Annotated in this window: 13 protein-coding genes and 2 pseudogenes; 4 read left to right on the forward strand and 11 right to left on the reverse strand. The window is 35.9% G+C overall.

From position 1 onward, the window contains the following. Positions 1–246: 246 nt before the first annotated feature. The 4 genes and pseudogenes from JEU79_RS13750 to JEU79_RS13765 all read left to right on the forward strand — a co-directional run bounded on the left by JEU79_RS13750 (position 247) and on the right by JEU79_RS13765 (position 2,904). The gene (locus JEU79_RS13750) at positions 247–732 is read left to right on the forward strand and encodes a hypothetical protein (RefSeq protein WP_214660569.1); all 486 of its coding nucleotides are present in this window, start codon (positions 247–249) and stop codon (positions 730–732) included. Continuing rightward, complete coding sequence (locus JEU79_RS13755; RefSeq protein ID WP_198264557.1) at positions 686–1,195, forward strand: hypothetical protein; 510 nt, start codon at positions 686–688, stop codon at positions 1,193–1,195. Before JEU79_RS13750 ends, JEU79_RS13755 begins: the two co-directional genes overlap by 47 nt. A gap of 12 nt (positions 1,196–1,207) precedes the next feature. Beyond that, entirely contained in the window at positions 1,208–1,747 is a 540-nt protein-coding gene (locus tag JEU79_RS13760) for a hypothetical protein (RefSeq protein WP_198264558.1), read from the forward strand. Next, positions 1,744–2,904 (forward strand): annotated as a pseudogene (locus JEU79_RS13765) (IS3 family transposase). The gene JEU79_RS13760 and the pseudogene JEU79_RS13765 overlap by 4 nt, the downstream one beginning before the upstream one ends. Before the next feature lie 69 nt (positions 2,905–2,973). On the opposite strand, the gene trhA reads toward JEU79_RS13765, so the two are convergent. From trhA to JEU79_RS13820, 11 genes and pseudogenes are all read right to left on the reverse strand, one after another. After that, positions 2,974–3,762 (reverse strand): PAQR family membrane homeostasis protein TrhA, encoded by a 789-nt coding sequence (gene trhA / locus JEU79_RS13770; protein ID WP_198266013.1) that lies wholly within the window; start codon positions 3,760–3,762, stop codon positions 2,974–2,976. A gap of 362 nt (positions 3,763–4,124) precedes the next feature. Next, on the reverse strand, positions 4,125–4,445 hold the full coding sequence (locus JEU79_RS13775) for a hypothetical protein (protein ID WP_198264559.1): 321 nt from the start codon (positions 4,443–4,445) through the stop codon (positions 4,125–4,127). Positions 4,446–4,533: 88 nt separating this feature from the next. Next, positions 4,534–4,770 (reverse strand): hypothetical protein, encoded by a 237-nt coding sequence (locus JEU79_RS13780; protein WP_198264560.1) that lies wholly within the window; start codon positions 4,768–4,770, stop codon positions 4,534–4,536. A 40-nt stretch (positions 4,771–4,810) separates the two neighbouring features. Beyond that, positions 4,811–5,428 (reverse strand): transposase family protein, encoded by a 618-nt coding sequence (locus JEU79_RS13785; protein ID WP_198264561.1) that lies wholly within the window; start codon positions 5,426–5,428, stop codon positions 4,811–4,813. Between the two features lie 307 nt (positions 5,429–5,735). After that, on the reverse strand, positions 5,736–6,623 hold the full coding sequence (locus JEU79_RS13790; RefSeq protein WP_198264562.1) for a GNAT family N-acetyltransferase: 888 nt from the start codon (positions 6,621–6,623) through the stop codon (positions 5,736–5,738). A 121-nt stretch (positions 6,624–6,744) separates the two neighbouring features. Continuing rightward, positions 6,745–7,539: a rhodanese-like domain-containing protein gene (locus JEU79_RS13795; RefSeq protein WP_198264563.1), complete on the reverse strand. Its 795-nt coding sequence runs from the start codon at positions 7,537–7,539 to the stop codon at positions 6,745–6,747. Positions 7,540–7,769: 230 nt separating this feature from the next. Next, positions 7,770–8,723, reverse strand: coding sequence for an META domain-containing protein (locus tag JEU79_RS13800; RefSeq protein ID WP_198264564.1), 954 nt, complete (start codon positions 8,721–8,723; stop codon positions 7,770–7,772). A 110-nt stretch (positions 8,724–8,833) separates the two neighbouring features. Further along, positions 8,834–9,121, reverse strand: coding sequence for a hypothetical protein (locus JEU79_RS13805; RefSeq protein ID WP_214660570.1), 288 nt, complete (start codon positions 9,119–9,121; stop codon positions 8,834–8,836). Between the two features lie 39 nt (positions 9,122–9,160). Beyond that, positions 9,161–10,652 (reverse strand): annotated as a pseudogene (locus JEU79_RS13810) (ISKra4 family transposase). Positions 10,653–10,768: 116 nt separating this feature from the next. Next, positions 10,769–11,803: a TAXI family TRAP transporter solute-binding subunit gene (locus tag JEU79_RS13815; protein ID WP_198264566.1), complete on the reverse strand. Its 1,035-nt coding sequence runs from the start codon at positions 11,801–11,803 to the stop codon at positions 10,769–10,771. A gap of 16 nt (positions 11,804–11,819) precedes the next feature. Further along, complete coding sequence (locus JEU79_RS13820; RefSeq protein WP_198264567.1) at positions 11,820–12,749, reverse strand: hypothetical protein; 930 nt, start codon at positions 12,747–12,749, stop codon at positions 11,820–11,822. Between the last annotated feature and the right edge of the window lie 21 nt (positions 12,750–12,770).

A 12,770-nucleotide genomic window follows, 5' to 3' on the forward strand; every position in this document is an offset into this window, starting at 1 on the left:
ATAAATGCCGCCCATTACCGTTGACGGCCATCGGCTCCTCAGCCTGTGCCGTGAAGATATTGTAACAGGATCATTACCGTTGTGAAAATACCTTGGGTGAATGGAACGGCTCTATCGTTCCAGAGGGCAAAGCCCTTTCTCTTCATCTATTTAAAGTTAACATGAGAAACTAAAATGATAGGAAATACAAAATGACAAAAATCACTTGAAACAGCCAAAAAAATATTTAGAAAACTGTCCGGAAAAGTGTTGACACATCATAATGCCCAATACGCCTATCGAAAACATGCAAGATTCTGGTTGAATGGTGATTATAAAGAGAGTGTGAAAAATTCAAGATCCAAAAAGACAAATGGATCATCTTTAAGTGCCGATATATCAGCAACATACAAGGATGCAATTTCTCGTGATGATATAGAAGAATCAGAAGCTCTCTATCAAGTACAAAAATTGCCTCAAAATGGAATGCAGATCCATTCTGAATATACGATGTATGGACATTTCTTTTTTATACATAAATTGTTCAGTGGTGTTGAAAAAATCAGATTCTTTTTAGATCAAGATTCTGGAATGAGAGCAACCTGCTTAACAGCTTTCCATAACGAAATAAAAAATAGAAGCTGTGATGCTTTTTATGTTCGAATAACAAAGGATTTAACTGTTGATGAAAAGCGGAGAACTTTAAATGATTCCAGGAACTATTTTTCAGATCAGCAAAAAAGAACACCCTGATTTATCAAAAAATAAAATAAAATTAAAAATAATAAAAGATCGATTAGAAAACATGCAGGAAATTGGAAACTGGAAAGATAAATGGCTTTTACACCCTTTTCCTAATATGTCTGAACCAGAAAAAGCGATTTGTTATCTTACTGATTATGGTGACTATGATGAAGACCATCAGGCATGGTTATATAACAAAGCCTCCATGCATGGGATTGATAATTTTTTTATGCAGGTTAGACGTAGATTATCATTATTAGAGCGAGCTATTTCATCTGCCAGCAGTTCTGGCAGAAGGTGGTATGGGTATTCTGCTTACAACCCAAAGAACATTGTTAAGTTACTCGATATATTCCGAGTTTATTATAATTATTGTATTGCAGGAAAAGACAAAAAAACACCCGCTATGCGTTTAGGTCTGGCAAAAGGCATTGTTAGTCCAGAAGACATCATTTATTTTTCACCTAATTAACTATGAGCCATTATGAATAAAACAATTTTCAAACAACTTAAGAAAGACAAAGGTAACTGGCTCAATGAAACAGAAGTACGCCAGGGATGGATAAAGATTATTGGTGATGCTTTAAATATTCCTTTTCAAATGGAGAGGCAAAGAGTTGATGCCAGTTATAACAGAGTTATTATTGAATTTAAGGATAAGGGCTTATTTAATGGCAGTACTTCCAGTTCTGCATTTAAAAATGCGGTGTTTGATCGCTTAAAAAAATATATCCCGACTCGTGCTAAACTCGAATCCCTCGACAATGAGGATTATATTGGAATAGTTACCGATGCAGAGCATATTGCATTTGCACGGTACAGCCGAGGAAAAATAGTTCATGATGCATTATTACCATTAAGTGAATCCAGTGTATCTTTGATAGTTAAGGCTCTGACTGATTGTAAATGGGTTCCTGTTACATCAGAAAATCTAATCACTGCTTTTGGTCATAGTAATGTGGCTATACTTAACCGGACACACAACTTAAAACAACTAAAAGATAAAAAGTGTGACCTAAAATGAATGATCAAACAAAAAAACCGAATAAAAGCTATACATCAGAATTTAAAGAATCAGCTGTCAAATTAGCTAATGAGACGGATCAACCCGTTTCTCAGACTGCCAGGGAGCTAGGTGTTAATGTAAATACTCTACATACCTGGATCAGTAAATATTCCAAACCGGTGAAGACGGTAGCCAATAGAAGTGATGAACACATTTATGATGAAGTAAAACGTCTGAAAAAAGAATTGGCAAAAGTGATTCAGGAGCGTGATTTATTAAAAAGGCCACAGCGTACTTTGCAAGGGAAACTTTGTGAAGTACGCATGGATAACTGATCAGGCTAAAGATTACCCGGTAACGATTCTGTGCCGTTTTATGGATGTTTCCCGTAGTTGCTATTATGATTGGGTTAGCTCTCCTAAAACGGATAGAGAGAAAGAAAATGAAGCGCTTACTGAGCAGCTAAAAAACTGTTTGAAGACAGTCGCAAGACTTATGGAACCCGTCGTCTTAAAAGAAAACTGGCTGAAAAAGGCGTTCATATAAGCCGCCGGAGAATTGGTCGATTAATGAAAAAAGCCGGTTTGTTTTGTAAAACGAAGAGACGCTTTAAAGCGACGACTAATTCCAAGCATAATAAGCGTATATCTCCAAATTTACTGGAAAGAGAGTTTACTGTCTCTCAACCTGATCGCTACTATGTGGGTGATATTACCTATATTGCCACCAAGGAAGGCTGGTTATATTTAGCGGTTGTCATTGACTTATTCTCTAGGCAAATTGTTGGCTGGTCGATGGATGAGCGAATGAAAGCCAAGCTAGTCAATGATGCTTTACTGATGGCCATATGGAAGCGTAAACCAATGGATGGATTGCTTTGGCATACTGACCGAGGTAGCCAATATGCCTCTGATAGTCATAGAAAAATATTGTCGGATCATAACATAATTCAGTCTATGAGCCGCAAAGGAAATTGCTGGGACAATGCTGTATCAGAGAGCTTCTTTCATAGTTTGAAAACTGAATTGACGCACCATTGTCGATTCAAAACCAGAGTAGAAGCAAAGCAGGCAATATTTGAATATATTGAGGTATTTTATAATCGGGAGCGACTTCATTCGGCTAATGATTATTTGTCACCAGTCGATTATGAAATACAGCAGGAAATAGCTTAAATCGATTGATTGAAGAGGGGTAAAAGGCGACATAAATGCCGCCCATTACCGTTGACGGCCATCGGCTCCTCAGCCTGTGCCGTGAAGATATTGTAACAGGATCATTACCGTTGTGAAAATACCTTGGGTGAATGGAACGGCTCTATCGTTCCAGAGGGCAAAGCCCTTTCTCTTCATCTGTTTAAAGTTAACATGAGAAACTAAAATGATAGGAAATACAAAATGACAAAAATCACTTGAAACAGCCAAAAAATATTTAGAAAACTGTCCGGAAAAGTGTTGACACATCAAAACAGGCCAGTCCGCATGATCATACACAAACAACCAATGATATGCTGCACCTATGATCACAAAAACATGGAAGATATCATGCGGTTCTATAATGCCATCAATTAATATAGGCCACCTGAGAAATTCAAAAACAGCCCCGATAGTATAGGCAAGGCCACCATAAATGAGATATTTAGCTTTTGCAAAGCCATATTGATGGATCAGTAAATAAGCAGTAAAAATCCCAATCCAGCCTAAGCCTAGGTAAAAACTCAAACTCAACCATTCTGGCATACTGGAGAAAAAGACGGTGGTGAGTATAATGCCTGGAATAGTAATGAGCCAAACAATTAATAAAATCCCCCAGCGTTTAAAGCCGCGAAACATAATGGTATGAATGGGTACAAATGTACCCGCAATTAATACCCAAATTGCGGAATGATCTAAAACCTGTAAAACATCTCTTGCAGTCGTATCATAGGGCAACAAATGGAACACACCACTCATTGAGAAAAGAAAAACCAGGGAAAATGTATAGACACTCAGAGAAAAGCCCCTTAGTTTACTCCCCTTGCCTTTTTTACTAATATAGCCTGCCTGCTAGTAAAAATCCAGTAGCAGCAAAAAGGTGCAACCAGGCACTTACCGGATCGTAAAGACCTAAGAAGGTATAAGTTTCTCTCATATATTGTTCAAATTATTTAATTTAGATGGACTAAACGAGTATTATAGCAGACTGTATTGAATAATAAAAAAGAGGACTTTTTTTCACAGCAAAACTCGGTGAAGTAACTTATTCTTATGAATTAAGCTGAAAACAGCATTTTTTGTTTGCCTGATGCTTTTTAAAATTTTTTTTGTTCTTTCTTTCTAAATAGCAGGCACGGGAGATGCTGCGTTTAATCGACGCATTTTCCTAAAATAGGTTTATTTTCTTATTTTTACAGGTCTCATCTCCTCATAATCGTCTCTGTACAATAAAAATCCATTAAATGTTCCCAGGAGTCCATCACAAAAAAGGTAATAACCCCTCTGAACTTTTCCCACATTAATTTTTTAGAGCCAAACTTTTTACGACAAGCTTGATAAGCCCCATCGGTTAATTCAAAAATTTGATGGAAATAAAAAGCCAGCAAGGTTAACAGATACATATTAAAGCTCAGGTGCTTCTTCCCATGACCATAATTATGCTCAATGTGATAGCCTTGGTTCTTTAATGTGTTGAAACATTCGTTTTCTATTTTCCAACGACATCGACCCGCCTGGGTCATTGTTTGAATATTATGTTCACTGATCTTTATGTCGGTGACCCAGCTATTTCGGTAGATAATTTTCCCTGCGGTATTGGTGAGGGTATATTCAAAAAGTTAACTTCAATGGCATTTTTTCGCCATGTAAAGGGACATTATTTTTCCATCGATAATGATGTTGGTGCCCTTTTTCGTCAATCCAGTCCATTGATGGGAGTTCAGAAAATGCTTCAAGCCATTCAAATAAATATGTGTGATCACCAGGTTTGGCAACCAATAAATAATGCATCATTTCTTCAATTATATCTTCTATCATAGGTTGATGTGACATCAAACCATCACACAAATCATAAATCCTTGTCTTGGATGTGCTTTTTTTAGATTGGCTATAAAACGTTTGGCTGCATTACTTTCACAATCCTGTTTTTTGTACCATCCGTATTTTGTATTGCTTCAGGCATGACAGGGAGCACTTGCTTTTTATCGGGGTGCATAATGGCACCTTGTAAAAAAACAGCATGACTGTAGGTTATTTCACCCGTTCTATGTTCTTTATGAAGACAACAGTCACAATGGACTTGCTTAGAGGAATAATATTGCGTGCCATCAATAACACAAAGCAATGTGTTGGGTAATACGGCATACTCTTCAAGATGCTTATGTCGTCTGAGTCGTTCAAATAAATCTTTAAATGCAGGTGCAAATGTTTTAGAGGGTATGAGATCCAAAATGTCTCTTAGTTGACTATTTTTAGGAATTTTTTCAACATTAAAAAGAGTGCGTAAATTATTTTGATTCTGTTCCTCTTCCATCTGTTTCTGAAATTCACTTAAAGAGGGATCTTGAAAATACATGCAGGCAAAAGCACTCATAAGCACATCATGTTGACTGTAATCACACTTTCCTTGTACTCGGCTATCTTTGATTGCATGAAAGTGCAATGAGATGGCCTGTTTCAGGGCAGAAAAACTTAAATGTTTTTTTTGCTGACTTAAAGAGGCCAAAATTCACAGTACCAAGCATATAAAAGGGAAATATTTTTTAACATGAAGTCATTCAACCAATTGAAAAACAAGAGTTTGATCTCTTGTTTCTCAAAATGCAAGCTTTTTATTCGATTTTTTTAATTTTGCTAAAGTTACTGCGAAAAGTTTTTTTATTTCTGCTTGGTAAGTACCACTACAACTCAATTGTTCATCTCAGCGAGAATTGCTGTTTTTTTCACCTTAAAGTAGTGCAGAAATGATAATCTTACTAGCGGCTTGATACTCTATACTTAGAGTATTGCTACTGAGAGATTAGGAATAATAATTATTCACATAATGAACCCAATTCAACTTCATTAATTTGAATGCATTGCGGTATTTGCTGAATATTTTTTAATTTATAGTGAAAAAACAATTCAGCCGTATTGAGGGTCTTGTTCCAATGCGCTTCACCACAAATCTGGATGCCTTTGGAAAAAAAGTAATCCAGATAGGTTTGTTGTCTTGTCTTAGACTTTATTTTAGAATTTAAACTAAATCTTAATAAAGGTGAATTGTCGGGCAATAATTGATAAGGATACACTCTGAGCTTACGATTACTCATATGATTAGCCTTATAGAGATTAATCAATTGACTGGTTTCACTGATATTTTCAGCAAGTTGAATTGAAAGACTGCCAACGATGGCATCTATTCCATTTTCAATGGCGTATTGTGTAATGCCTGTCCATAATAATTCAGCCGTTTGTGCGTTATCATAATCTTTATCAATGACCAGGCGACTAAGTTCGATATGATAAAGCTGGTTTTCAAAGATTTTTTGAACATTGAATTGCGTTTCAGAGAAATAGCCACCAATTTTAAAGGCCGTATAACCATCAATTAATCTAACATAAGCGATAATTTTTGCTGTTTGTCGATCTTTCACTATCAGGTGTTGCGCATAACTATCATATCCGTCATGACTCATACGCTTGTGTTGATCAATTAACTTACGGGTGAGACTAAGTTCTTTTTTTACTTTTGATGCACTTAATTGAAATTTAAACTGTTCATTTATTCTTAATTTTTTTGCCTGACTGATTTCATCAGCATCCTGCGTGATTTTCACTTCAAAACGAGAAGCATTTGAGGGAATATATCCTTTTACATCCTCAAAAAAATGATTCGAATTCTCTGTATAGGCTTGTGCTTGCACGATTATTGTCTCCATCTTGTCTCTATTTGACATACTTTTATATTTACTTTGTTGAAGTCAATATAAACAAGATTTATGACAGAAAAACGTCAGTTTTATGAATATTCAATGAATATAGATTATATTATGTCAATGACTATTGATTATCATAAGTATAATATTTTGCACCACCCTTCATAAAGTAATAGCGTTTAATACCCTTATTTTCCAAATGATATTGTAACCAACGTATCGTTTTGCCAGCATTATCATAAGCAAGAAGGATCTTATCTTCATCAATAGCTTTTTGCAGATAACGCTCTAATTTTTTTTTGTTATCAAGCGGTACAGAACGATCAGCTAATAAGAACAAACCGCTGCCTCTGCGCATATCCAATGTCCGAACATCAATCAAAACGGAGTCCATAATAAGCGATTCAAATTCATCTAAGGGGATAATATGTTCTTTCAACTTGCTTGTACTGATTAAATCATCGGGATTCATCGGTGACTTACCTAAAAATGTAGTATCATCTGGGTAAGCTTGCGACCACTCAAATATACCTGCATCAAAAACCAAGACTTTCTCAAGATTTGACTTAATGGCGGCTTTGTAAGATTTCATACAGCGACGACCATTGCAGTAAAAAACAATGGTTTTACCTGTTTTATCAGCAATATCATGGATCTTATTAGTAAATAACGCATCATTTAATGGCAGATTCAAAGCACCTTTAACCTGAATAACATTAAATTCAAAATTGCTTCTGGCATCTACTACCGTATATTGATCGTTTTTGTAAGCCTCATGAAAATCATCCAGTGAGATAAAAGGAATATCAGGGTATTTTTCACGGCCGGGGAAACCAGCATCAGAAAATACGGGAAATGAGATTAACATTAATAAAAAATAAACAAACGAAAACTTATAGAATTTTCCTAATTTAGGCATATCTCTATTCCACCACTATTATAATTATTTTAAAAAGAGAGAGTTGAGCAAAAAAACCAAAGCTCATTTAGCGCGGTGGAATTATAAAGTATTTTATTCTTTAATAAATAAAAATAATTTAATAATGTGATGTAGTTCGAATGTATGAGGCAAATAATTTTCTAAATTTACCTTTGGCAAAATCTGACCCTTCCAAAGAGGTAAAAATGTTTTATTCTCAAGCACTCGAATTATTGACTTAAGGAAAAAATCATCGTCCTTTCGATATTGTTATCGTCCCAACTTAAAGCCAATTTACCATTAATAAAGCTCACTCTATTGGCATTAGACAAAGCCTGTAAGTATTTTGTTTCAAGTTCCATTTTTTCAGCGGAGCAAATTTTTCGCGTACCCGATGTAGACTCAACTTTGATCTTGTTAGAGTCTTCATTAAAAGAAACGCTAGCGATATAACGATTACACGCACTCGTACCAGTCAATTTCCCATCATTATATTTGAGGGTAATGGGGTTATTATCAGAAACCTTATTACGCCATGAAAAACGTTCTAACTGCCAGTTTAAACCGCGAATATCTTCAATAGTCAAGCGTCCCAAACTTATAGGTTTTTGTTCAACTAACTCATGACTGCCTAAATTATTTTGTAATACCCAAGTACGTAAAACTTTTTCACCAGGACAACATTGGGCATCACTCCCGGAAGCCTGGATAACATCTAGTTCAATACCGCCATTATAAATACGCCCCATTCTTAATTGAATTCGATCACCGATATGAACGGTTGATAGATTGGACATTTTTCCATTTTTTTCGCCGATAATGGCCATATAGATTTGGGTTCCAGATCCCCCTGAATTTTCCCACAAAAAAACCACCTGCTCTGGAATACCATCAGCATTAATATCACCGGAAAAAGCAAAATCTTTAACTAGGCCAATACTTGGACGTGAAGAAACTCCTTTTTTAAACGGCAGGCCACTCCATTGCCCATTTTTGAGACTTATAGCCTGATTATCATATATTCCATGATAGATCATATTGGCCGCATCACTGTTTTTATCTGATATACCCGATATAGGCATGGCACTTGAAATGCTAGAATAAAGACAGAAAAGGAATAAATTAATTAATGCTAAGTCGATTTTTCTTTGCGTATTAAACAATGATGTTCTCCAAATTTCCACTTAATAATCCTAGGATTATAACTAAAATGGTTAATGTTCTGCTTGATATAGATTTAGAGTAGATTAAAAATCAAACAATGTCCTGATATAAAAACGCTTTTTTTCTCAATTTATCTTTTTTCATCGTTAAATTTAGCTTTTAAAGATTTTTTGATTAAATCAACATGAACCAGTAAATTATAAACCTGATCAGCATTTGATAATGGGGTGTTCAGTTTGCTGACCTCATTATAAATACGATCCAGTTCAGAGTTTAAGTGTTCATATTCTGCTTGGGCTAAAGTATCAACATGGGTATGATCTTCAACAGACTGCAATTGCTCGTACCACTTATAGACCTTAGAGCGAATGCGCCAGCGATAAACAGGGGGTAAAATTTTGATTAAGGGTAAAATCAATAATAAAAGGGTGTAGTTCCTTTAAAACGACAAAATTCATTACCCAAAGTTGTTAACCTCTAAAAAATCATAATTTCTTTTTTTTGACATTTTCTTATAAAACTTCCAATACATTTCAAAGTCACCACTGGATTTTAGTGAGCGTAATTTCAATACTGCTTCTGCTCCCTGCAGACTCCAACGAGCACCGGTTATATCAAGTCGGTCATTAATGAGGTGACGGCATGCACCTTCAATAACGCCACTGGCAATAGGATAACCCGCTTTTAATGCGATGCCATACTGCAACCGCTCTTTATTTTTTAGTAAATAATCAGCACATTTATCAATATTTTCTCTACTTTCTATTTTCCGTCTTGTGGCACTGAGTCTGATCCCTTTGGCTACTTGTGAACAATGGCCATTAAGTATTTTGACTGCTCTTTCAGCTATCCATTCCTCAACCGCTTCGTCACCTTTATCAAAGAAGCACCAAGCTGCTTTCAGAGATATTCCAAGACATGGATAAAGTCCATTACAATAGTTGCTTTGATGCTCAGTTTCTTCATCACTTTTTTGATGAGTTTGATCTGGTGAGGTAAACCATCAATTAAAATAACCCATTCCCTCTTTTGTTTTGGATCTCTTTGTAGTGCTTCCTGAAATGCTTCCTCAATAACAGTTTCTGCCTCTCGCTCAACACTCGCCCAAACCCGCTTATTTCTAATGGGGGTTCGAAAAGGAACGACATTATCATCTTCTGCTACTTTCATAATAGATTCAGCAGCACGAATATGAGATTGTACGGTATAAACGGCAGCCACTTGTGCCATACGTTTTCGGTCTTTTTTCTCTCCCTGACTCAGACGACTTTTGAGCTTCTTATTCTTCTGGGCATTTTTCTTTGTGCATTCTCTTAAACCTTCAGGTCGCATAACTATCCCTTTTCCATCAAAGGTTAAGACCAGAAAATCTGATGTTTTTCGGGTTCAATAAATCGTTTTTTCTTATAAAAACCTTCAAAATCCTGAGCAACATCTCTCACTATATTGAGGCACTGTCTTTTGGGCACATGACCAGCAGTTGTACTATCAATACTTTCAACGACATCATCGAATGAACCTCGAATGGCTTCTTTAGACACTCTGAAATAAATACCATCACTGTAACTGTTAGTTGATAAATTCAGTTCAGCATCAATAGGAAATAAACTGTCTTTATTTCTTTGACTATAACCATTTCTGGTGGCAGTGACCTGACCAAACAAACTATTCAGCGAACGATGGGTGTTTGTACGGACATAATTCAGCTTGTCTCCTGAAACGGTGTTAACACAGCTTCTTTTTTCCTCGTTGGCGGCTTTTAAATCTAGCCAGCCCTGCAGTAGTCGTCTTAAAATTTCCTGACCTTCCTTGTTAATAAAATCTTCTATGTCACCATGTTCACAATTTTTATGTTTATCTGTTTGTAATTGTTTAATCAACTGTTCAAGTTGATCCTGAGCACCAAAAAAGAATGAATAATCGTTTGAATTTAGGTATGCTATGTTCATGAGAGAGGTCTTTTTATTGGGTTATGAAACTAAGAAGCTTATAAAACAATATTTTGATCTTTCTCTTTTCATTTTTCAAGCATTAACTATTGAATTTATTGTTTATTTTCATCGTTTTAGAAGATCTGCACCCATAATAAAAAAGGTAAGGTTAAGACTATCATACGATCAATGAATGTTGCCACCCAAAATGGCAGATATTTCATTAAAAATGGTGGTCCGACTTTTAAGTAGCGTTTTGCAGTTTCACTCACCGGGTAAGCCGTTAATTGCTCTGTGGGGAAAAAATCAGGCTTGGAAAATAAATCATTTTGACCATGATTTTTACTCATTGCCTGTAGTAATAAAATGGCTAACGATTTATGTAAATCTTCCGTCACCACAAGATTTGCTGTGGGTGCTAATAGACTGACCGATGTTTTGGGTACATTATTTTTAAAATCGATAATTCCCTCATGCAAGGTTACTTTCGATAAAAAAGGTAAGACCTGATTATAAGCATCAGCACGCTCAAAATTGAATAATTTAAACTCTTTATTATGTAGCAATTCCTGAATGACAGGCGAAAAGATGGAGGAAACAAAGAAAATAGCATCTAATTTACCTGATTTAAGCTGTTTTAAGCTTTCTCTTGGCTTTAAATAGTGAAACTTAGTATTCTGACTATTAACATGATTGATTGCGAATAATTGGCTCGCAAGCATATGCGTACCACTACCCAGTACGTTAATTGATATTTTTAGTCCTGAAAAATCATTGAGTCGGTTTAATTTCAAGTTCTTACGATAAAAAATTGTAATGGGTTCATAATATAAACTCCCCAAAGAGACTAAGTTCTCATCCGCATAAGCCGTACCACCCTGTACTAAAGCGACATCCGCTTCCTTTGCTAATAGGCGTTTAATATTATCTCTGGAACCATTGGATTCAAGTACTTTGAGTTCAATCCCCTCTTTTTCCAGTGATTCTTTGTACTTGTTCGCATAAGTATAATAAGTACCATGGATATTACCTGCCGAAATAGTGAGATTTCTCGGTGGCGCTGGAGATACGAACTGATAGGCGCCCCAAAAACTCGCATAAATCAACACAGCAATCGGGATAACAATTAAAAATAGTTCTATGTAGGAGGGTTTTCTTTTTATTTTCATAAGTACAAACTAAGGGCTAATGTAAGGATTGATGGAAAAATTGCTCTGCCTGATTAATATTAATACTAAAAGCAGATTTTTGCACCAATTGTTGTTGAATCCAAGGGACTAGCTCCATAAATAAAAGTGGACTTTTTGCTAGTTCAGGAATGGTTACTTTGACAAAATCGCCCTGTTGATTGATAATTATTTTGCTGGCATTATCTGTTTCAGGTAATTTAAGTAATTTCATTGACTGCCAATGAATGAGATTACCTTTTTCTTGAATCATTCTGAGTTGCCCTTGCAGCAAAAGAAGTTCAGCCAGAATACGATAAACCCATGCTTGTTTGGCGACTCTATCCCTTACATTAGAGAACTTAAAGCTCAGACCATTGCTGGTAACATATTCTGCTCTTAAACTTGAGCGCATATTCCAAGTGCCTGAAACATCTTCAAGCACATGACGGGCTGATTGAATTGCATTGTCAGACTTTAAAATGTCCGACTGATCGGATGCTTTGAAATAAGCTTTACAATCATTCACAAGACAGAATTGTGTTACGATTTTTTTTTCAATCACGGTATCCGAGCCGGCATTTGGCCCTGAAACGATGACCGGTCGGGCATCGATTAATAACATGATTTGATTTTGTTGACTGATTAAAAAATCCAGTGAAGCACCCGAGTCCATACGGTGTAAATTATCATTCAAGGTAGCCAAATATGTCTGAGTCGCTAATTGCCAACGACGAGTCTTGACTCTTTTTTTTAAACTTTTTTGTTTATGCTGTAATGATTTATCTATTTCTTGCTCATAGGCAGCAATAATTTCAACCAAAGCAATGCGAATAAAATCATATTTTTTTTGGCTCAATGATTGTTCTGAATCAGAACCATTATTACGTTGGATATGCCTTGCCAGTTCAGTGAGTTGTGAACGACTTAAATTAATCTCCGCACTCATTGCTTGAGTAGTAGAAAAAAC

It is taken from the genome of sulfur-oxidizing endosymbiont of Gigantopelta aegis (genome assembly GCF_016097415.1).
Lineage (GTDB): Bacteria > Pseudomonadota > Gammaproteobacteria > GRL18 > GRL18 > GRL18.